General features: G+C 69.9%; 18 protein-coding genes. 11 read left to right on the forward strand and 7 right to left on the reverse strand.

What is annotated here, in order from left to right; translation table 11 throughout:
- Positions 1 to 43: 43 nt before the first annotated feature.
- The gene (gene acs, locus EV384_RS05975) at positions 44 to 2,008 is read right to left on the reverse strand and encodes an acetate--CoA ligase (protein ID WP_130330898.1); all 1,965 of its coding nucleotides are present in this window, start codon (positions 2,006 to 2,008) and stop codon (positions 44 to 46) included.
- A 306-nt stretch (positions 2,009 to 2,314) separates the two neighbouring features.
- Here acs and EV384_RS05980 point away from each other — a divergent pair, with 306 nt between their 5' ends.
- A complete protein-coding gene (locus EV384_RS05980) occupies positions 2,315 to 3,061 on the forward strand; it encodes a Fic family protein (RefSeq protein WP_130330900.1) in 747 nt (248 codons plus the stop codon).
- Between the two features lie 78 nt (positions 3,062 to 3,139).
- Here EV384_RS05980 and EV384_RS05985 read toward each other — a convergent pair whose 3' ends face one another.
- On the reverse strand, positions 3,140 to 3,943 hold the full coding sequence (locus EV384_RS05985) for an HAD family hydrolase (protein ID WP_130330902.1): 804 nt from the start codon (positions 3,941 to 3,943) through the stop codon (positions 3,140 to 3,142).
- Between the two features lie 951 nt (positions 3,944 to 4,894).
- On the opposite strand from EV384_RS05985, the gene EV384_RS05995 reads away from it, so the two are divergent.
- Entirely contained in the window at positions 4,895 to 5,206 is a 312-nt protein-coding gene (locus tag EV384_RS05995) for a transposase (protein WP_073836452.1), read from the forward strand.
- Positions 5,203 to 6,129 carry an IS3 family transposase gene (locus EV384_RS06000; protein ID WP_130330908.1) on the forward strand — a complete coding sequence of 309 codons (927 nt, stop codon included), beginning with the start codon at positions 5,203 to 5,205 and terminating at the stop codon, positions 6,127 to 6,129. The genes EV384_RS05995 and EV384_RS06000 overlap by 4 nt, the downstream gene beginning before the upstream one ends.
- A 284-nt stretch (positions 6,130 to 6,413) precedes the next feature.
- On the opposite strand, the gene EV384_RS06005 is transcribed toward EV384_RS06000, so the two are convergent.
- Together EV384_RS06005 and EV384_RS06010 are read right to left on the reverse strand one after the other, a co-directional pair.
- Positions 6,414 to 6,863 carry a hypothetical protein gene (locus EV384_RS06005; RefSeq protein ID WP_130330910.1) on the reverse strand — a complete coding sequence of 150 codons (450 nt, stop codon included), beginning with the start codon at positions 6,861 to 6,863 and terminating at the stop codon, positions 6,414 to 6,416.
- Positions 6,864 to 6,889: 26 nt separating this feature from the next.
- Positions 6,890 to 7,675 carry a zinc ribbon domain-containing protein gene (locus EV384_RS06010; protein WP_130330912.1) on the reverse strand — a complete coding sequence of 262 codons (786 nt, stop codon included), beginning with the start codon at positions 7,673 to 7,675 and terminating at the stop codon, positions 6,890 to 6,892.
- Positions 7,676 to 7,921: 246 nt separating this feature from the next.
- On the opposite strand from EV384_RS06010, the gene EV384_RS06015 reads away from it, so the two are divergent.
- From EV384_RS06015 to EV384_RS34685, 5 genes are all read left to right on the forward strand, one after another.
- Positions 7,922 to 8,119, forward strand: coding sequence for a hypothetical protein (locus EV384_RS06015; protein WP_130330914.1), 198 nt, complete (start codon positions 7,922 to 7,924; stop codon positions 8,117 to 8,119).
- Positions 8,120 to 8,430: 311 nt separating this feature from the next.
- Positions 8,431 to 9,522, forward strand: a complete 1,092-nt coding sequence (locus EV384_RS06020) for an IS630 family transposase (protein WP_130328966.1) — start codon at positions 8,431 to 8,433, stop codon at positions 9,520 to 9,522.
- An 881-nt stretch (positions 9,523 to 10,403) separates the two neighbouring features.
- Positions 10,404 to 10,913 carry an SRPBCC family protein gene (locus EV384_RS06025; protein ID WP_242624438.1) on the forward strand — a complete coding sequence of 170 codons (510 nt, stop codon included), beginning with the start codon at positions 10,404 to 10,406 and terminating at the stop codon, positions 10,911 to 10,913.
- Between the two features lie 391 nt (positions 10,914 to 11,304).
- Positions 11,305 to 12,402: an alanine racemase gene (locus EV384_RS06030; protein ID WP_242623954.1), complete on the forward strand. Its 1,098-nt coding sequence runs from the start codon at positions 11,305 to 11,307 to the stop codon at positions 12,400 to 12,402.
- Between the two features lie 209 nt (positions 12,403 to 12,611).
- Positions 12,612 to 12,770, forward strand: coding sequence for a hypothetical protein (locus EV384_RS34685; RefSeq protein WP_165439880.1), 159 nt, complete (start codon positions 12,612 to 12,614; stop codon positions 12,768 to 12,770).
- A 414-nt stretch (positions 12,771 to 13,184) separates the two neighbouring features.
- Here the strand turns inward: EV384_RS34685 and EV384_RS06035 are convergent, their stop codons facing one another.
- Positions 13,185 to 13,448, reverse strand: coding sequence for a DUF2188 domain-containing protein (locus tag EV384_RS06035; protein WP_242623955.1), 264 nt, complete (start codon positions 13,446 to 13,448; stop codon positions 13,185 to 13,187).
- Between the two features lie 353 nt (positions 13,449 to 13,801).
- Between EV384_RS06035 and EV384_RS06040 the strand changes: the two genes are divergently transcribed.
- Entirely contained in the window at positions 13,802 to 14,902 is a 1,101-nt protein-coding gene (locus tag EV384_RS06040; RefSeq protein ID WP_130330918.1) for a phospholipase D-like domain-containing protein, read from the forward strand.
- 155 nt (positions 14,903 to 15,057) lie between these two features.
- On the opposite strand, the gene EV384_RS34690 is transcribed toward EV384_RS06040, so the two are convergent.
- Positions 15,058 to 15,459 carry a hypothetical protein gene (locus EV384_RS34690; RefSeq protein ID WP_165439829.1) on the reverse strand — a complete coding sequence of 134 codons (402 nt, stop codon included), beginning with the start codon at positions 15,457 to 15,459 and terminating at the stop codon, positions 15,058 to 15,060.
- Positions 15,460 to 15,702: 243 nt separating this feature from the next.
- Between EV384_RS34690 and EV384_RS35805 the strand changes: the two genes are divergently transcribed.
- Positions 15,703 to 16,569 carry a 5'-3' exonuclease H3TH domain-containing protein gene (locus tag EV384_RS35805; RefSeq protein WP_242624439.1) on the forward strand — a complete coding sequence of 289 codons (867 nt, stop codon included), beginning with the start codon at positions 15,703 to 15,705 and terminating at the stop codon, positions 16,567 to 16,569.
- A 311-nt stretch (positions 16,570 to 16,880) separates the two neighbouring features.
- Positions 16,881 to 19,721, forward strand: coding sequence for a tetratricopeptide repeat protein (locus tag EV384_RS06055; protein ID WP_165439881.1), 2,841 nt, complete (start codon positions 16,881 to 16,883; stop codon positions 19,719 to 19,721).
- Between the two features lie 329 nt (positions 19,722 to 20,050).
- Here the strand turns inward: EV384_RS06055 and EV384_RS06060 are convergent, their stop codons facing one another.
- Entirely contained in the window at positions 20,051 to 20,245 is a 195-nt protein-coding gene (locus EV384_RS06060; protein ID WP_207232241.1) for a peptidoglycan-binding domain-containing protein, read from the reverse strand.
- Positions 20,246 to 20,263 lie beyond the last annotated feature (18 nt).

Raw genomic sequence — 20,263 nt, forward strand, 5'->3', positions numbered from 1 at the left:
CGCCGTGCCGCCCCCGCCCACGAGATGACCCGAGAGTCGGGCCTCAGTCCTCGTCGGACTTGCCGCCACCCATGCCCGAGGAGATCAGCTCCATCACCGAGGAGTCCTGGAGCGTGGTCACGTCGCCCAGCGACCGGTTCTCGGCGACGTCCCGCAGCAGCCGGCGCATGATCTTGCCGGAGCGGGTCTTCGGCAGCTCCGGCACCAGCATGATCTGCCGCGGCTTGGCGATCGGACCGAGCGTCTTCGCCACGTGGTTGCGCAGCTCGGCGATGAGCTGCTCGCCGGCTTCGCCAGCGGTGTCCACGGTGCCACGCGGGATGGCGAACGCGACGATCGCCTGCCCGGTGGTCGGGTCGGTCGCGCCGACCACCGCCGCCTCCGCCACCGACGGGTGGCTGACCAGGGCCGACTCCACCTCGGTGGTGGAGATGTTGTGCCCGGACACCAGCATCACGTCGTCGACCCGGCCGAGCAGCCAGATGTGCCCGTCGTCGTCCTTCTTCGCCCCGTCGCCGGCGAAGTACAGGCCCGCGAACCGGCTCCAGTAGGTCTCGATGAACCGGTTGTCGTCGCCCCAGATCGTGCGCAGCATCGACGGCCACGGCTCGCGCAGCACCAGGTAGCCACCGCCGCCGTTCGGCACCGACTGGCCCTGGTCGTCCACCACGTCGGCGACGATGCCGGGCAGCGGGGTCATCGCCGAGCCTGGCTTGGCCGCGGTGACGCCGGGCAGCGGCGAGATCATGATCGCGCCGGTCTCGGTCTGCCACCAGGTGTCCACGATCGGCAGCTCACCTCGGCCGACGTGCTGGCGGTACCAGATCCACGCCTCCGGGTTGATCGGCTCGCCGACGCTGCCGAGCAGCCGCAGCGACGAGAGGTCGTAGCCGGCGGGGATGTCCTCGCCCCACTTCATCATGGTGCGGATCAGCGTCGGCGCGGTGTAGAGGATCGTCACCTTGTACTTGTCGACGATCTCCCAGAACCGGCCCTTGTGCGGGGTGTCCGGGGTGCCCTCGTACATGACCTGGGTGGCGCCGTTGGAGAGCGGGCCGTACACGATATAGGAGTGCCCGGTCACCCAGCCGATGTCGGCGGTGCACCAGTAGACGTCCGTCTCCGGCTTCAGGTCGAAGACCGCGTGCGTGGTGTACGACGTCTGGGTGAGGTAGCCGCCGGTGCTGTGCAGGATGCCCTTCGGACGGGCCGTGGTGCCGCTGGTGTAGAGGATGAACAGCGGGTGCTCGGCGTCGAACGGCTGCGCGGTGTGCTCCGGCGCGGCGGTCTCCACCGTCTCGTGCCACCAGTGGTCCTTCGCCGACCAGGCGACGTCCTCGCCCGTGCGGCGGACCACCAGCACGTGCTCCACCGACGGGCAGTTCGCCACGGCCTCGTCCACCGTCGGCTTCAGCGCCGACGGCTTGCCCCGCCGGTAGCCGCCGTCGGCGGTGATCACCACCTTCGCGGTGGCGTCCTGGATCCGGTTGGTCAACGCGTCGGCGGAGAAGCCGCCGAAGACCACGCTGTGCGTGGCGCCGATCCGGGCGCAGGCCAGCATCGCGACCGCCGCCTCCGGGATCATCGGCAGGTAGATCGCCACCCGGTCGCCGGCCCGCACGCCCAGCTCGGTCAGCGCGTTCGCCGCCTGGCAGGTGAGCTTGTGCAGGTCGGCGTAGGTGAGGGTGCGGGTGTCACCCGGCTCGCCCTCCCAGTGGATCGCCACCTTGTCGCCCCGACCGGCCTCCACGTGCCGGTCCAGGCAGTTGTACGCCACGTTCAGCTGCCCGCCGACGAACCACTTCGCGAAGGGCGGGTTCGACCAGTCGAGCACCTGGTCCCACTGCTTCGCCCAGGCCAGCCGCCCGGCCTGGCGCGCCCAGAAGCCGAGCCGGTCCTCCGCCGCCTCGGCGTACGCCTCGGCGGTGACGTTGGCGTTCGCGGCGAGCTCGGCCGGCGGCGGGAACTGGCGCGTCTCGTTCAACAAGTTGGCCAATGCCTCGCTCATGCGGTGACTCCTTCGTCGCGTGACCTGCGTCTCCTACCCGGCTGAGGTTAGTCGTGGCGCCGCGCGCCCGCGAGAGCCCGGTGACCGCTCGCGCGCCCAGCGGCCTGGACCGCGCGCCCGGCGGCCCGCCCGGTCCGCGGGCGTGTCGTCGCCCGGTTTTCGGCACGTTGCGGTGTTCGGCCGCTGATCACCGCGACATTCCGCACGCCGGCTTGATCATCGGGCCGGGCGAGGCCGCGGGTGGTCCGGGTCGCCCTGTCGACGGGTGGCGGCCGGCCGGGCCGGGCGGGTCGCTAGCGTGGCGGGGTGACCATCGATCCGCTCGCCCCGCTGCTCGCGCTCGCCGACATCGCGCCCGCCGTCGAGCGCGCCCGCGACCGGGTCGACCAGGCGCACCGGCACCGCGCGCTGCGCCGGCACGGCGGCCAGGTCGCGGCCGAGGTCAGCCTCCGGTCCGCGGTGGCCAGCGCCGCACTGGAGGGGCGTACGCACGAGCGCGAGGCAGTCCGGGCCGGCACGGTCACCGACCCCGTGCTCCAGGGCGCGCTGCGGGTCGCCGGGGCGCTGCCGGGGCTGAGCGAGCTCTGGCCGAAGGCGCCGCGCCAGGCCCTCGCCAAGCTGCACGTCCTCGCCGCCCGCGACGTCGTGGCGGAGCCCGAGCTGGGCCGGCCGGTGGCCGACCCGGTGGTCGCGGCGCGCCTGGACGGGCTGGCCGGCCTGGTCGCCGGGGGCACGAAGGTCTCCCCGCTGGTGCTGGCCGCCGTTGTGCACGGCGAGCTGCTGAACCTGCGCCCCTTCGCCGGGCCGTCCGGGGTGGTGGCCCGGGCCGCCGCCCGGCTGGTGCTGCTCGCCAGCGGCCTCGACCCGCGCGGGCTGGTCGCCGTCGACGTCGGCCACCACGAGCGGGAACCGGAGTACGTGGGTGCGGCCGGCGCCTTCGCCACCGGCACCCCGGACGGGCTCCGCTCCTGGCTCCGCCACTACATGAGCGCCGTGGAGATCGGCGCGGACCAGATCGAGCTCATCGGCGACGAGGTGCTCGCCGCGTCCTGATCCTGAACCGCTCGCCGCCGCGGTTGCCCGCAGGATCTGCGGCGCGTGCTGCTCGGGGCCTCGATCCGCGCGGAGCGGTCAGGCGAGCGGGGCGACCTTGGCCCGGCGGTGCCGGCCGTACCAGGCGATGCCGATGGCCACCCCGACGCCCACGCCGAGCGCCGCCGCGGCGACCGGCACGGCAGGCCGATCCCGGAGCCGCCGGCCCAGCGGCACCGGGTGCCGGAACTCCAGCACCGGCCACGAGTTCTCCACCGCCAGCTTGCGCAGCGCCCGGTCCGGGTTGACGACGCTGGGATGCCCGACGCACTCCAGCAGCGGCCGGTCGCTGTACGAGTCGGAGTAGGCGTACGAGTCGGCCAGGTCGTAGCCGCGCTCCGTGGCCAGCTCACCGACCGCGTCGACCTTGCTCGCGCCGGCGGCGTAGAACTCGACCTCGCCGCTGTACCGGCCGTCCTCGACCGCCATCCGGGTGGCGATCACGTCGGTCACCCCGAGCAGCTCACCGATCGGGCGGACCATCTCCTCGCCGGAGGCGGAGACCAGCACGACGTCCCGCCCGGCGGCCTGGTGCTCCTCGATGAGGGCGGCCGCCTCGGCGTACACGTAGGGATTGATCAGCTCGTGGAGCGTCTCCGCGACGATCTGGCGGACCTGTTCCACCTGCCAGCCCTTGCAGAGCGTGGCCAGGTAGTCCCGGGTCCGGGCCATGGTCTGCTCGTCGGTGCCGCCCAGCCGGAACATCAGCTGCGCGTACGCCGACTTGACCACGTCACGCCGGGTGATCAGCCCGTCCCGGTAGAACGGCCGACCGAACGCCAGGGCGCTCGACTTGGCGATGACGGTCTTGTCCAGATCGAAGAAAGCGGCACTTCGGCCCACGGCGCGAAAGTCTAGCCCGACGGTCCGCGGCTGGCGGGTGCCCGGGGCCTCCCGGCCGGTCGGGACGCCCCCACCTCTGCTGAGAGTGACGACAGTCACACTCTCCGAACACAAATTGGCGACGGGTGGACGCACGCCACTCGACGTATACCGGTCCATTGCGGCATGCTTGTGCTCGCGACGAGAGCTTGCGTCTCGTCACCCGGAAGCCCTCGGCGGTTGCACCCCCCGTGACCGCTGAGTGGGTTCGGCTCGACCCCCCCGGAGCCGAACCTCCGACGACCCCCGTCTCCCCCCGACGGGGGTCGTCCCCTTTTGGGGTGGGCGCTGCGCCGCAGGTCACAGCGACTCTCCCATGCTGTCGGGCAGGCTCTCGCTGGGCGGCTCCGCCGCAGGAGTCAGCAGATTGTCAGCAGGCAGCGTGAAGGCATCCAAGATCCGAGCGGCTTAGTCGGCCGGAGCATGCGTATGACGATTCAGCGTCGTCGACGCCTGTTCGTGGCCCATGACCCGCTGTGCCAGGTTGATCGGGACGCCGTCCGTGACTAGCCAGGTAGAGCCGGCCGTCCGAGAGCAGCCACATGTCCCGCCGGGCCATGCGGCCCCAGCTCCCGTTCCACCACCGACCACGTACCTCCACCCCGAGCGGCCTACTCGAACACACGTTCGATCCCTCCCGCTGTCGGCGTGTCTAGTCCCAGCACCGCGCACTCCCGGTCCACCTCGAGCTCAGGAGCCACCTCGGCGATTACGTCTCGGGGGCGGCGTCCGAACGTCCGTAGACCGACCAGCCCGTCATCCAGCCCTCGCTGCAGACACCAGGACCGCCACACCGATACGTGGCTGCCGCCGTAGGAGTCACGAAGTACTCCGTCGACGTCGAACTGAGCCACCCCCGCTTTCATGGAGCTTCTTGATCATGGTCTGATGGCCATGGGGAGGAAGTCGTCCGTGGCAGCACCGAAGAAGTACCCCGACGAGCTACGCCAGCGCGCTGTGCGCTTGTATCGCGAGTCGGACCCGAAGCCCGTGATCCGGCGCCTGGCCGAGCAGCTCGGCGTGCATCACGAGGCGTTGCGGAACTGGATCAGGCAGGCCGAGGCCGACGCGGGTGAGCGTCACGACCGGCCCACCAGCGAGATGGCCGAGGAGAACCGGCGGCTGCGCAAAGAAGTCGCCGAGCTGCGGCGGGCGAACGAGATCCTGAAAGCGGCGAGCGCGTATTTCGCGGCGGAGCTCGACCCGACCCGGCGGCGGTCATGACGTTCATTTATGAACACCGTGACCAGTTCGCGGTCGCGCTCCTGCTACGGGTCCTCAACGTCGGCGCCTCGACCTACTACGCGTGGGTCAAGCAGGTCGAACAGCCCTGCGACCGTGACGTAGTCGACCTGGGGTTGCTGTCCAACATTCACGAGATCTGGACCGCGTCGGGGCACACCTACGGCGCGGACCGGGTGCACCGGCAGCTACGCCGCGACGGCATCCGCGTGGGCCGCAAGCGGGTGGAACGGCTGATGGCGCAGCAGGGCTGGCGGGGCGCGTTCCTGCGCCGCGGCTGGCGCGGCGGCTCCACGAAGCAGGACCCGCGGGCGACGCCGGCGCCGGATCTGGTCAACCGTCAGTTCACCGCAACCGGGCCGAACCGGCTCTGGGTCGCCGACGCCACCCGCATCCCATGCGGCGAAGGCGTGTTCTGGCTGGCAGCGGTCCGCGACGCCTTCTCCCGCCGGATCGTCGGATGGAAGACCTCCGACCGCTGCGACACCGACCTCATCCTCGCCGCACTCGAATACGGCATCTGGTCCCGCGACGTCCGCGACGGCCAGTTGATCCACCACAGCGACAGGGGGTCCAACTACACGTCCTTCCGCTTCGCTGAACGCTTGCAGGACAACGGAATCCTGCCCTCGATGGGCTCCGTCGGCGACTCGTACGACAACGCACTGATGGAGAACTTCTGGTCGACGCTGAAGATCGAACTCGTCTACCGCACGAGCTGGCGCACCCGCGACGAGGCCGAGAACGCGATATTCGCCTACATCGACGGCTGGTACAACACCCGCCGCATCCAAAAGGAACTGGGCTACCTCAGCCCCGACGAGCACGAAACCGCCTGGCACACCCGCCAGCACAACCCAGCTGAGCCAACCATCGCTACCCCTGCACCAGCCGGCAGCAGGTAACCACCGCTCCATCAAAGCGGGGGGAACTCAAACAGCACAGCCCCCACCCTGCCAGTATCGCGACCCGGTCCCAGTACGACGGGGAAGGCAGGTCAGGTCGTCGCTTGGCCGTGCAAGGCCAACCAGGGAGTGCCGTCCGTCAGCAATAAGTCAGCGAGACGCGCGACAACAGCCGACAACCGCTGGTACAGGACAGCAAAGCCCTTGGCTCCACCGCCAGTCGCCGACATTGATCGGCAGCCAAGACGGCACCGAGCCGCCTTTGCAAGGCAGGCGTCCAGGGTTCAGACTACCTCCGGTGGGCGGGGCCGCTGTTGCAGGTACCTCCGGGCACGTGGCAGCGGGTCGTGCGCGTACTGCTCCGGCACTCGGTGTTTGTGAGCGGCGCAGAAGTGTCGAAGTGTTGATGTGATTGGCAGTAGCTCCCAGCCCGGGTCTGGTTCGTACTCCGCATTGGCGCGCAGCAGCTCGGGCAGGGGCGTCCAGCCATCGTGGTCGAAGGTCCAGCGGCCGTTGCTGATGATCACGTGACTGACGTAGGGCTCACCGAGCTGACGTAATCCCGCGACGCCGAAACCGGCTGAGGCGTACCGCTCGACGGCGACCCAGGCGAGCACATGGCATGCGCCAGCGGCGAAGAACGCTTGGTCCGACCGCTTCCATGACAGCAGTTGATCTACGCGTTCAGCTTGCGTGCGGCGGAACCTGGCGGCAGGAGTGTAGGGCGTGCCCATGCCGGAAGTATCTAGTGCGGTGTCCACTAACGTTCACCGGGTTTGCGGTGGGCGTTGTGGATCCTCGCCTTGGGGGCGAGCGACTCCCCACCGGGTGGTGGGGCGGGCCTCCGCGGGCCAACTGATCCTTGCGCCGCCCGGGGTGGGCGGCGGGGGTCACGTCGGGACCGCCCGGCACCGGGCAGGTGCCGGCCGGCTCGACGGTGCGTGACCACCTCCGGCAGCACAACCGCTGCCGGGGTGGTGGATCCGCCGCCCGGAACACGGGTGGCGATGCTGGCAGCCGCGACCAGGTCACGGTGGCCGGAGAATGCGCAGTGCGGGCACGACAAGGTGCGTCCACGAGGCTTCGGCACCCGCCTTCGGCAGGCGGGGCAGGTCGACGACGTGCCGCGTTCGTCGACCAGCCGAACACTGATACCGGCCAGGGTGGCCTTGTCGACGAGAATCTGGATCAAGCGGCCGATCTGCCACTGCCGCAACCGCAGGTTGTGCCGCCGCCCCGCAGAAAGGTCCAACACCCCGCGGGGATCACCGACGTGCAACACACCCACCCGCTGCCGCACCGCCCAGGAAACAACCGTGCGGGCGGCCTCATGCTGGGCCTGACACACCCGCCGGCGGTGCCGGCCCTCCACCAGTCGTGCCCGACGCCGGTACTGCCGCCACCGCCGCGACCCCTTCTCACCCGGCTTCGGCGCCCGCCGTGCCACGCCGCGGCGGCGGGCCTTGGTGTCGGCCAGGTGCATGCGGTGTTCGGCGCGGATCGCCCGGCCGGACACCAGCAGTGCCTCCCCGTCGGGGCCGGCCACCGCGTACGGGTGGATGATCCCAGGTCCACCCCGGCCACGCGGGCCGGGTCCGGTTGTTCACCGGGCGGGTAGACCGCCACCGGCACCTCGGCGGTGACATCGAGAAACAGTCGGCCGCCCTCACACAGCAGCGTGACCGAGCGGACCTGCTCGACCGGATACGGCACCTCCCGCGCCAAGCGCACCCACAGCGGGGCACTGCCTTTGGCGGTGGGGATCCGGACCCGAAGTCCGTCGAGGGTGAACGTGCCGTGGTACCAGCGCAACGGCACCAGCCCCCGCCGGCGACGCGGGAACCGCGCCGACACGTCACCGGCGCTGCGGCGTTTCGCCGCTGCGAACCACGCGTCCGAGAACCGGCGCAACACCGACCGGGCCCCGACGGAATCCAGTTCGCCGAACGTGCCCGGCCCGGACGTCGCCAACTCCCGGCACAACTCCTGATAACCGGACAGGGGTACGTCCCGGCGGCGGCGCCGCCACGCGTTGACCTCCAACACGCACGCCCACACGTCACCAGCCGAGCGCAGCAGCCCGAAACACCGCCGCCGCTGCCCGGCGGTCACCCGCAACGCGACGCGCGCGGTGCGGTGCACGACCCGCGGGGCGGCGGGATCCCGACGACGAGGCACGAACCGAAGACAACACCACCGGTACGACATTTTCCCAACCCCGACCAACCCGGCCAACGTTTTTGGACACGGCACTAGTGCGGTGCGCCAGAAATTCGCCTGATAAGTGGGTATGGTGGTGGGATGCCGAGGACTGGGCGTCCCACCCCGCCGCTGACGTTGACCGATGAAGAACGTGCGACATTGACCCGATGGTCGCGGCGGGCGAAGACGGCGCAGGTCCTCGCGATGCGCTCCCGGATCATTCTGGCCTGCGCCGATGGCGGCTCGAACACTGATGTGGCAACGGCACTGGGTGTTCATCTGTCCACGGTGGGCAAATGGCGTCGCCGATTTTTGAAGCTGCGGCTGGACGGACTGATCGACGAGCCGCGGCCGGGTCGTCCTCCGTCCATCGGTTTGGACCGGGTCGAAGAGGTCGTCGTCGCCACCTTGGAGCAGACGCCACGTAACGCCACCCACTGGTCGCGTACCTCCATGGCGGAGAAGTCCGGACTGTCGAAGTCCACCGTCGGACGGATCTGGCGGGACTTCGGCCTCAAGCCGCATCTGGCCGACACGTTCAAGCTCTCCACGGATCCGCAGTTCATCGAGAAGGTCGTCGACGTGGTCGGGCTCTACCACAACCCGCCCGAACGGGCCGTGGTGCTCTGCGTGGATGAGAAGTCGCAGATCCAGGCCCTGGACCGGTCCCAGCCGGTGCTGCCGATGATGCCCGGCATGCCCGAACGCCGCACCCACGACTACGCCCGCAACGGCATCACCAGCCTGTTCGCCGCGTTCAACATCGCCGACGGCACCGTCATCGGCGAACTGCACCGCCAGCACCGCGCGACCGAGTTCAAGAAGTTCCTGGCCACGATCGACAAAGCCGTGCCAGCCGATCTGGACGTGCACCTGGTCTGCGACAACTACGGCACCCACAAGACCCCCGCCGTGCGGGCGTGGCTGGCCCGCCATCCCCGCTTCCACATGCACTTCACACCGACCGGTTCCTCCTGGATCAACCAGGTCGAACGCTGGTTCGGCTACCTCACAGAGCAGAAGATCCGCCGCGGCGCCCACAAGAGCGTTCACAGCCTGGAAGCCGACATCCGCACCTGGATCGCAGACTGGAACACCAACCCCAGGCCCTTCACCTGGACCAAGACCGCCGAGGAGATTCTCGAATCACTCGCACGATTTTGTAGGCGGATTTCTAGCGCAGCACACTAGCAAGCACGCAAGGCCATTGAGCGCAGCGGCGCTGTGCAGAGCAGCGAGAAGGCAGCGACAGCATCGTCAGCGACCGACAACGCACCACACGAAAGCGACCTGGGAAACGTGAGCTTGCCCGCCGCTGGAAACGACCGCACCCGGCGTCCAGACATCATCGCGGTTGGCTCCATGGCAAGGATCGGCGCCGCGTTCAACGCAACTAAAGCAGGCCACCACGGGTTCTCGGTCAACCAACCCATCGTTGGATGAGCAGATCCTCGCGGGACGCGGCCGGGGGCACGCCTACTGCCCGAGAATCCCGGTCTGGCGGCTGATCGCGAGCAGCCAGCCGAGCAGCCAAGCCGACGAACGATGGCGGACACCGGCGGACCGCAGTGGCAAGTTGACCAGGACCAAGGCCACGACGAGCAGCAACCGGCGGCCGACTCGTAATGCGTAGGTCGCTGGTCCAGCCTTCCCGACCCGGCCGCGGCCCAACCGCGCCCTGTGCGGCCTTTGGCCGGGTCACCCAGGTGGCGGGAGAACGGGACCGGCGGGCGCCGAGAACTGCGTGAGATCGACACGAGCCCGCCACCCGTCCACGCCGTAGCGCACCGCGACGACCCCCGTAACGAGCCCGATGAGAAAGGCGGGGCAGCAGGAGGGTCGACAGCGGCGAGTCGGGTACTCGCCCCATCAGCACGACACCCATGACGGAGACTAACGGCGCGAGGACGGCTGGGAGCACGATGACCGGCGGTCCCTCGGCCCGGGTTGACGCGACGGCGCTGTTACGGGTCCGGTGAGCTTCGGATCCGATCCAGCCCGCAGAGTCTGCATGATTGAAGACCGCGTCTCCCACAAGAAACCAGAGTTACCCAAACCAACCGGAGATCACAATGCAAAGGAGTTCGCGCCCACCGCGGGACCTCAATGCGGTCGAGGCTTGTATAACGATTCAGTGCACCGTAGAGGACACCTTCAGGTTCTATCGAGATTTCACGAATCTGCCTCGCTTCTTGGGAGACGTCATGATTGTGGAGGAGATCGGGCCGGGGACCTCTCGGTGGACGATACAGGGCCCGATGGGCATTCGAGTGAAGTGGACGATAAGGCTGACCGAGGAGCGCGCGAACGAGTTGATTCGCTACGAGACGGTAGCTCCGACCGGACTGAGGACCTACTGGGAAGTCCATTTCAGACCTGGATCTGAGGCTGGGCAGACGGAGGTTCGCGAGGTGATGAAAACACCTTTCGGGAGGCTGGGCCGCGTCGGTCTCGCGCTGATCGGGAAACCCCCGGCCGGCGAGGTGCAGTCGAATCTGCAAAGGTTGAAGGATTTGATGGAAGACGGAATGGTGACTCACACCAGGCATGCCGTGGCCGGGAAATTTGCGCGCAATGCATAAAAACGGCCGGGACGGCGGAGGCGACGACTCCTGCCGGAAGCGGCCGGTAAGCGAGATGTCGCACGCCCACCACCCGGCGGCCGCGTCAGCAGCAAGTCACCAAACGCCTTGCGACACGCCGCATGAGGGACGGAAAGAGTGGCGCGGGCGCTTGAGCACATAGGACGACACCCGCTGACACCGGTCGACAATCGCGACCAGGCTCCCCCCGACGGGGGTCGTCCCTTCTCTGGCTGAGCGCTCCGCCACAGGTCACAGGTCCTCTCCGTCCCCGTCGAGGCTGCTCTCCGGGGCCCCGGCGAGAGGCAGCAGAGAGGCACAGAGCTGTCGAAGGCGGCCAGGACGCGGGCTGCGAAATGCAAGGCTGCAACTGCGTGGACCTCGGCATGGCATGATCACGCTCATGCACGTAGCGGCTCCGCTGCCCGCCGATGTAAGTACGCCATATCTGGCCGTTGACCTGGACGTGCTCGATCGCAACTTGCGGATGATGGCGGCGAGCGCTGCCGCACGTGGGCTCGCGTTGCGGCCACACGCCAAGACGCACAAGTGCTTGCAGGTCGCACGTCGTCAGATGGAGAGCGGCGCGGTCGGTCTGACCGTAGCGACCATCAGTGAGGCGGAGGTGTTCGCTGAGGCGGGCTTCACGGACCTGTTCATCGCCTACCCCGTCTGGGCGTCATCTGCCCGCGCCCGGCGGCTGCGCGCCCTCGCCGAGCAGGTCTCGCTGCGGGTCGGCGTCGACTCGACCGAGGGTGCACGGCTCCTCGCTGACGCCGTGCGGAAGACAGACGTTGAAGTCCTCGTTGAAATCGACAGCGGACACCATCGCAGCGGGGTGCAGCCGAGGTCGGCGGGCGAGGTGGCTGCTACCGCGGCTCGGCACGGTCTGCAGGTGTGCGGCGTGTTCACCTTTCCCGGCCACGGCTACGGGCCCGGCCGTCGGGACAAGGCGGCAGCCGACGAGGCCGAGGCACTCGAACAGGCCGCGGCAGCGCTCGACGCCGCAGGCGTCGACGCCCGGGTGCGTAGCGGCGGGTCAACACCCACGGCTTCCGTGGCGGACCCCGGCACTTTGACCGAGATACGTCCCGGCGTTTACGCATTCGGCGACGCGCAGCAGGTCGAACTTGGTAGCTGCGCCTGGCCCGACGTCGCGCTCACGGCCGCGGCAACGATCGTCAGCAAATCCGGGCAACGCATCATCCTCGACGCCGGCAGCAAGGTTCTCGGCGCGGATCAGCCGACTTGGGCGACCGGAGGCGGGCGGCTGCCCGATTACCCCCACGCTCACATCACGGCTCTGTCCGAGCACCACGCCACGGCCGTCTTCCCCGAGGACCGACCCGCCCCCCGCCATGGAGAGATCGTGCGGGTGGCACCCAACCACGTCTGTTCTGCGGTCAACCTCGCCGATGAGCTCGTTATCGTTTCCGGAGGCCGGGAAGTCGACCGCTGGGCGGTCGCCGCTCGCGGCGCCAACACCTGACCGCCTTTCCTCTACCGGTCCACCGGAAGACGGATAAACAAGGCATCTGCGGGTACCCGGACCTCCCAGAGACATGCACAGGGCGGCACGGGCGCGGTGAAGACCCGCGACCCAGCCGGCCGTGCCGCAGCCAATCGCCTACAGGGGACACGACTGAGGCAACGAGGCGCTGCCGCCGCATCGCCGACGAGCACGGAGAGGGGCAGGTCATGACATCGGTCGGCCAACGGATCAAGGGACTCCTGGGCAGCCCGCAGGGGCGAAAGATGATCGACCGGGGGCGACGTCAGGCGGCGAAGCCGAGCACGCAGCAGAAGCTACGGCAGTTCGCGGAGCGGATGACCGGCCGGCCGTCCGGCGGCCGCTGACGGTGCCGAGAGCGGAACCCGTAACGGGCTCCCAGCCGCACCCGTCACGGCCGGTCGGGCGAGCCGCCGCGCGTCCACAACTGCAACACCCAGCGTCGCTCAACCGGCTGTGGCCTGCTCCGGTAGGGACTACATCGCCCAACACAATCACCACGACCCGAACCGCGCCAAATGTCCTGGCGACATGCGATGCCGACGCAAGAATGCCGGCTTGACTGCGGCGAGGAACAGGGAACGACTCTCACAGACCCTTAGCCGCAAGGCGGGACAGGCAGCGGGCGCACAGCCGAATGAGGGACTTGCGCGTCCCCACGGTGCTGGTTCAGGAGGTGTCCGCCCGCTGCTTGGCCGATCTGTCGCGGCTGACCTACCTGGCCGGACCGGTATCGCAGCTTGCTGCCAGCAACAAGCAACTCAGCCTTTGATCTGGCGGGGGTCACGGCTACGGGGGTAGGTGTTCTTTTCGCCGATGGCGCCGTCTTTTTTCTTGATCACGTGCTCGGCGTCGCGCTCAACGGCCATCTGCCGGCCCGCAGCTTCCGCTTCTGCCTTGGTGTCGTGCCTCGTGCTCGCCCGCTGGTTGCCCTCAGGACGGTTCTTCCACTGCCCGTCCTCGGAGTACGTCTCAATGTCACCCTTCGCCATGTCGTGGCCTCCCTTGTCGGCGTGGTCAGTCACGAATATCTGCCCCAGCCGATTCATCCCCCAAACATCCGCCACACCGCCCTGCCATCAACAGCAGTTGAAGAGGCGAACGCATCGACGGCCGGGCTCAGTCAGCAGGAACTCAGCGAGCGCGTTGCTACGCCTCCCCCCGGACGGGGGTCGTCCCCTTTCCGGGTGGAGCGCTCCCGCCCAGCGTTCGTTGGTGCGGGTTCCCGACCTCGGTTCGTAGCCGGCGCAGTGCGGGCAGTGGCAGAGTCCGGATCCGGGCTCGGAGCGGCATTCGTCGCCTCGACGACTCACTTCGGGGCCGCTACCAGTCAGACTCGTCCTACGCCGGGATTCGTGTTGCTCCAGGAAGGTTCGCCATGGGCGTGCAGGTCGGTGGGCTTGAGTTGTATGCGGGGCCGACGGTGCTGGGCGGCCCGGACGACCTGGATGCGGTCATCCGATCCTTCATCGACGATGCCGTCGAGTCGCTGCTGATCGCCGTGCAGGAGATCGACTCCGAGTCGATCGCTCGGGCGATCCTGGCGGCGAAGGTCCGCAAGGTGCGGGTGCAGATCATCCTGGAAGGCGGTTATCTGAGCGAGGAGAAACCTCCGGCTGATCCGTGGCCGGCCGGTGGCGAGAACGAGACCAACCGGAGCATCCACTCGGCGTTCCTGCGCGCCGGGATCGACGTCATCACGGACCTGAATCCGGCGATCTTCCATCAGAAATTCATCGTCCGGGACCACGGCGAGCCCTCGGCGGCGGTGCTGACGGGGTCGACGAACTTCACCCGGACGGACACCGGCACCAACGACGGCGCCGGCCCGGGCGCCGGGAACAACCTCAACCACGTCCTGGTCCTGCACGGGCAGAAGGCGGCCGGCCAGTACCGTGCCGAGTTCCTGCGGATGCGGGCCGGGACCTTCGGCGAGTTGCATGAACGTCATGAGTCGAGGCCGGCGGAGTTCCGCCTGGCCGGGGTGCGGGTAAAGCCGCTCTTCGCGCCTCGGCACGGGCCCGAGATGGAGATCATGAAGCAGATGCTGAAGGCCGAGACCAGCATCGATTTCGCCATGTTCACGTTTGCGCAGTCCTCCGGCATCGACGACACCATGGTCCGGCTCGTCGGTGCCGACCTGCCGATCCGTGGTGTGCTCGACCGCGGGCAGGGGGCACAGAAGTGGGCGGCGACCACGGGGTTGCGGGACGCGGGTGTGCAGTTGTGGGAGAACAAGCCCGGCACCGCGGTCCGCAAGCTGCACCACAAGCTGATGGTGATCGACGAGCGGATCGTCATCGCCGGGAGCTTCAACTACACCGGCCCCGCGACCACCCTCAACGACGAGAACATCGTCGTCCTCGGCGACCTTGAGGAGACCGATCCGCAGGCCGAGGCCACCCAACGCGACATCGCGGCGTTCGCCGTCGCCGAGATCCGGCGCATCATCACCGCCCTCGCCCGCCCCGTCGCCTGAGCATCCCCCGGCCAAGGTCGCCGTTGCGCCGAAGCGCTCCAGCCCCCTACCTGACCACGGCCCGGAGCGTCTGGTCCACGGGGAGGAAACAGACCAGTCCGTTGCCCGGGGCGCCGGTGACCACCCACGGATGGCCGACGTGCGTCATGCTGCCGCTACGACTGGCCCGACTGCAGCACGGCGTACTGCTGGCGCTGGCCGTCGTAATCCAGCCAGAACACGACGACCGGCTCCGGGCGGGTGTTGGCGAAGTCGACGAAGGCCTCCGATCCGCCGCCGGCCGATCGCAGGCTCGGCTCCCTTGACGGCGGCAGGGGCATCACCTCTCGCGGCCGCGGCTGGGTCGGCTGCGGCTTCGGCGAACTTCGCGACGGCTTCGGTTTGCCGGTGGGCGTCGGGCGGGGAGTCGGTTTCGGCGGACGGGTGGGCATTGATGCGCGGGTGGACAGGGAGACCGGCGCCGGGGAGAAGGCGGTGGTCGGCGGCGGCGGCGCGGCCGGTCCGTAGCAGATCCAGATCAGTTCCGGGCGTTGTCCACAGCGGCCGAAGTTGTCCACAGGCGACCGGTGCGGAGCGGCGGGCCGGCCTGACCGACAGCAGGCTCGACGGCAGCACGTCCGAGCCCGACCGCTGGAGGCCGCCATGCCGCCCCGTACCCCGCTTCCACCGCACCGCCGCCTTCCCCTGCTGGTCACCGCCGACGGCGACCTGCTCGACGAGCTGCTTCGACTCGCCGCAGCGGGTGGCACCGAGGTCGAACTCGCCGGGTCACCCCCGGCCAGTACCTTGATTACGCCGCACTGGTCGGCGATAAGTCGGACAACCTCCGCGGCGTGAACGGAATCGGTGAGAAGACCGCCGCGAAGCTGCTCGCCGCGATGGGCAGCGTGAACGCCGCTCTGGCCGACCCGCACGCCGCAGTGGCCGCCATCGGGAAGGCCGCCGCAGGGAAGCTGACCACCGCCGAGGCGCGTGCCGCGCTCGACCGCAACCGCGACCTCATGGCGATCCGCCGCGACGTGCCGGTCGACCCCGCCGCCTGCCAGCCGGCCGTCACCGCGGACACGGTCGCCGCGGTGCTGCGCGACCGCCACCTGCGGTCGTTAGTCGACCGGGTCGCCGCTGCTCTGTGCCGGCCCGCGCTGCCCAGCTCCCCGCCTCGCCGGCGCGAGCAGTCGACCGTCGTCCCTGAGCCGTTGACGGAGGACGCCGGGCCGCTGCCGATGGCCCAGCGCGACCAGCCCGCCGCGCCGGCGCTGGAGCGCGCCGACCCGTCGCCGGTGTGCCCCAGCTGCGGTCGGGAGGCCGCAGCGGCGCTGCCGTTTGCCCAGCTCGACGACAGTCAGCGGCCGGTGCTCACCGGCGGGGAGATTTTAGTCCACGCCGAACACCCCGTCGGGGACCTCTTGGCGGTCCTGGTCGACGGGGTGTGGGCGGTGCGGCGCATCCAGGTCGGGGAGTACTACCTGCCGCCCGGCAACCGCCGCCGCGCACACTACTGCCAGACGTACCCGTTCGAGTGCGCCGTGCCGGGCTGCGGGGAGCCCGCTCGCATGTACGCCTGCGGGCCACGGTGTGACCGCCACCCTCCGGCGCCCGGCGGGTGGCCGTCGGTGGGGGCCCGAAACCGTGTGTCGCCACTGCCAAGCGATCCGAAGGCGCCGTGAGCTTCCTGCCCTGATTTGGACCGATGCTGGCGGGCGGCGGAGACCGACTGTCGGTTGACAGCGAAGAGTTCAGTGCTCGGTGCGCTGACCTGGGCGCTGAAAGGTTGGTGCCGACGCTCGGCGATGGCTAACCCGGCGTTGATCCGCGGTTGATCATGCCTATGAGGCCACCCGATTACCGCGGGTTCGCGAGGCCCGGCAATCTCGGGAAGCGTGCGGGTCTGATAGGCGACCGCATCTTCGCGCCGCCGGGTGTGTGGGTTGATGATTCCACTATGTGCGGCGGGTGGAGGCCGCGTGGCCGCTGGCTGATGGCCGCGCCGGTGGTAGCGCTGGCGGTGCTGGCTTTCGTGGGCGCGGTGTTGACGGCGAGCAGGCCGCCGAGCTGGCTGGGGTGGTGCCCGCCGTGGCTGCTGGCGGCCGCTGGCGCGGGGCTGGCGGCGGTGGGCACGTGGATGGTGCAGCCGTGGGCGACGCGCCGCCGCGCGCGGGCCGACGTGGACCATGCCGCCCTGGGTGAGCTGGGCCGCTACCTGGGCTGGTCGACGCGGCTGCCGCTGCTGTCTGAGATGGATCCGCTGGAGATGCGGGTGCATCTGGCCATCGCCCTTCCCGCGGATCCGGCGACGACGTCGGACGCTGTCACCGGCCTTGACTCCCGGCTGCCGTCCTGGGTGGAGCGGGATATCGCCGAGGAGGTGCGGTCGTGGCTGGGCCGGGCCACGGCGGAGGGTGGCTTTCTGGTGGTGGTTGGCGACTCCTCCACCGGCAAGACCCGGCTGCTGTATGAGCTGCTCGCCGAGCAGCTGGGCGACTGGGCGGTGCTGGCCCCCGACCTGGGGGCCGGGGCCGGGCTGGTGAACACCCTGGCCGACGCCACAGTGAAACTGCCCAGGACGGGGCTGGTGGTGTGGCTGGACGAGCTGCAACGGTTCCTTCCCGGCCCGTACCTGAGCGCAGGCGCCGCTGGGCTGTCGGCGGCGACCGTCCGCAAGCTACTGGACGCCCCGACACCGGTGGTGCTGGTGGGGGCGCTGTGGCCCGAGCACGTGCGGGAGCTGCGCGCCGAGGACATCGATCCGGCCACCGGGCGCCGCGGCCCCCGCTACCCGGGCGCCGCCGATGTGCTCGCCGGCAACCGGCACCACGAGGTCAACGTGCACAGCTTCAACCAGGACGAGCGGCGGCGTGCTGCCCGGCTCGCCGGGTCCGACCCGCGGCTGGCCGACGCGGTGGCCGAGCAGTGGTTCGGCGTCACCGAGGTCCTCGCCGGCGCGCCGGAGGTGATCCGCCGCTACCAGCAGGCCACCGCCGATCAGCGGGCTGTTGTGCATGCTGCTGCCGACGCGCTGCGGCTGGGAGTGTTGCCGCCGCTGTCAGAGGACCTGCTGCGCGCCGCCGCCCGCACCTACCTGGATCACATCGAACCCGACGACCGCTGGTACCCGCCGGCCCGCGATGCGCTCGCCGGGCGATCCCGTGGAGGGCTAGCGCCGCTGCTGCCCGTCCCGGACCCCGCCCGGCGCCGGAACCTCGGCTGGACGCTGGCCGACTACCTGCTGCAGCACCTCACCCGCCACCGCGCCGCCGTGGTTCCACCCGCCGCCACTTGGCAGGCCCTGACCCAGCACGCCAGCAGCCCGGCCGATCTCAACCGACTCGGGACCAGCGCCCACAATCGAGGGCTTGGCTCGGTCGCCGAACCCCTGTACCGAGCCGCAGCCACCGCCGGCGACCCCGACGCCAGCCACGGGCTCTTCAACCTGCTGTGGGAGCAGGGCCGGGAGGCCGATAGGGAGCAGGTGTTGCGGGATCGCATCGCCGCCGGCGACCCCGGCGCCCGCGACACCCTGGCCCATTTTCTGCTGGGGCGGCAGGGTCGGGAGGCGGAGGCCGAGCAGGTGTTGCGGGACGCGATAGCCGCCGGTGACCCCGAAACTAGCGCCCGTGTGTGGCTCGCCCGGCGGCTGGAGACGGAGCCGGGTCGGCAGGCGGAGGCCGAGCAGCTGTGGCGGGACGCGGTCGCCGCCGGCGATCCAGACGCCCGCGACAGGCTCGCCTCGTTGCTACGGGAGCAGGACCGCGAGGAGGAGGCTGAGCAGGCGTTGCGGGAAGGCATCGCCGCCGGAGACTCCACCGTCCGCCGCGGGCTCGCCTCCCTGCTGTGGAAGCAGGGTCGGCGGGCCGACGCTGAGCAGGTGTGGCGGGACGCGCTGGCCGCCAGCAACCACTACGGGTACTGGGAGCTCGCCCGGCTCCTATGGGAGCAGGGCCGGGAGGCCGACGCCGAGCAGGTGTGGCGGGACGCGGTCACCGCCGGCGACCGCCACGGGTACTGGGAACTCGCCCGGCTCCTACGGGAGCAGGGCCGGCTAGCGGAGGTCGAGCAGGTGTTGCGCGACGCGATCGCCGCCGGCGACCCCTTCGCCCGCGAGATGCTCGCCACAGCACTGCGGCAGCAGGGCCGGGAGGCGGAGGTCGAGCAGGTGTTGCGCGACGGCATCGCCGTCGGGGACCCGTTCGTCCGGGGCCCGCTCGTCCGGCTGCTTGGGCAGCAGGGTCGGGAGGCGGAGGTCGAGCAGGTGTGGCGGGACGTGATTGCCGCCGGCGGCCGGGGCGCATACGTGTACGTGCAGCTGGCCCGGCTGTTGGGGCAGCAGGGTCGGGAGGCTGAGGCTGAGCAGGTGTTGCGGGAAGGCATCGCCGCGGGCGACCCCGACGCCGGCGACAGCGTCGTGGTCGCGGGCGACCCCGACGCCCGCGACTGGCTCGCCTCGTTGCTGCGGGAGCAGGGTCGGGAGGCGGAGGCCGAGCAGGTGTGGCGGGACGCGGTCACCGCCGGCGACCACGACGCACACGTGCAGCTGGCCCGGCTGCTGCGGGAGCAGGGTCGGGAGGCTGAGGCTGAGCAGGCGTTGCGGGAAGGCATCGCCGCCGGAGCCCCCGACGCCCGCGACTGGCTCGCCTCCCTGCTGCGGGAGCAGGGTCGGGAGGCGGAGGTCGAGCAGGTGTGGCGGGACGCGGTCGCCGCCGGCGACCCAGACACCCGCGACAGGCTCGCCTCGTTGCTACGGGAGCAGGACCGCGAGGAGGAGGCTACTCGGGTCGAGCAGTGCAAGCTTGAGCCCGAGGACCTTCAACCCAGGGTTTGACGGGCTGGGCGACGCATATGCGGGATGGCGTCGGTGCCGACCAGTCCGATGACCGAACCGAGGCGATCGGTCACCTAGAAATAGTCAGCGTGTTCGATGGTGCCGCCCCAGCGGGGTGCTGCGGCCGTCCCGGTTGACGCAACATGTGACGAGGGAGCCATCGCTCTGGTAGCGGACGAAGCTTTGGATCCACGGCAGGCAGTACTGGTCTGCGCGGATCTCGGCCAGGAGTCAACCTGTCACCGACCAGGGGCGGCGAACCGGGCGCGGGCTGCGGACAAGGCCCCTGCCCGTCCCCTCATGCATGCGCCGATGCGGGACGGCACGGTTCACGGCGTCACCGGAGCGTTCCAGGTCGCCTGCCAGGTCTGCGGACCAATCACGCCGTCGACCTCGAGGTTCTTCTCGCGCTGGAACTGCACACAGATGCGCTCGGACTCGTTGCCGTACTCCCCGTCGGCGCGGATGCGCCAGCCGCGCTCCTTCATCTTGAGCTGCCAGGTACGCACGTCGTCGCCCTGCATCACAGGCGGGCGTAGCTC

Origin of the sequence: Micromonospora kangleipakensis (genome assembly GCF_004217615.1) — a bacterium.
Classification (GTDB): Bacteria; Actinomycetota; Actinomycetes; order Mycobacteriales; family Micromonosporaceae; genus Micromonospora; species Micromonospora kangleipakensis.

Coding starts and splice junctions, on each gene's coding strand:
- EV384_RS06025 (WP_242624438.1), top strand. CDS start 10,404: ATGCAAAGGAGTTCGCGCCCACCGCGGGACCTCAATGCGGTCGAGGCT.
- EV384_RS06040 (WP_130330918.1), top strand. CDS start 13,802: ATGGGCGTGCAGGTCGGTGGGCTTGAGTTGTATGCGGGGCCGACGGTG.
- EV384_RS06005 (WP_130330910.1), bottom strand. CDS start 6,863: ATGGGCACGCCCTACACTCCTGCCGCCAGGTTCCGCCGCACGCAAGCT.
- EV384_RS06055 (WP_165439881.1), top strand. CDS start 16,881: ATGGCCGCGCCGGTGGTAGCGCTGGCGGTGCTGGCTTTCGTGGGCGCG.
- EV384_RS06060 (WP_207232241.1), bottom strand. CDS start 20,245: ATGCAGGGCGACGACGTGCGTACCTGGCAGCTCAAGATGAAGGAGCGC.
- EV384_RS06000 (WP_130330908.1), top strand. CDS start 5,203: ATGACGTTCATTTATGAACACCGTGACCAGTTCGCGGTCGCGCTCCTG.
- EV384_RS06030 (WP_242623954.1), top strand. CDS start 11,305: ATGATCACGCTCATGCACGTAGCGGCTCCGCTGCCCGCCGATGTAAGT.
- EV384_RS06020 (WP_130328966.1), top strand. CDS start 8,431: ATGCCGAGGACTGGGCGTCCCACCCCGCCGCTGACGTTGACCGATGAA.
- acs (WP_130330898.1), bottom strand. CDS start 2,008: ATGAGCGAGGCATTGGCCAACTTGTTGAACGAGACGCGCCAGTTCCCG.
- EV384_RS34685 (WP_165439880.1), top strand. CDS start 12,612: ATGACATCGGTCGGCCAACGGATCAAGGGACTCCTGGGCAGCCCGCAG.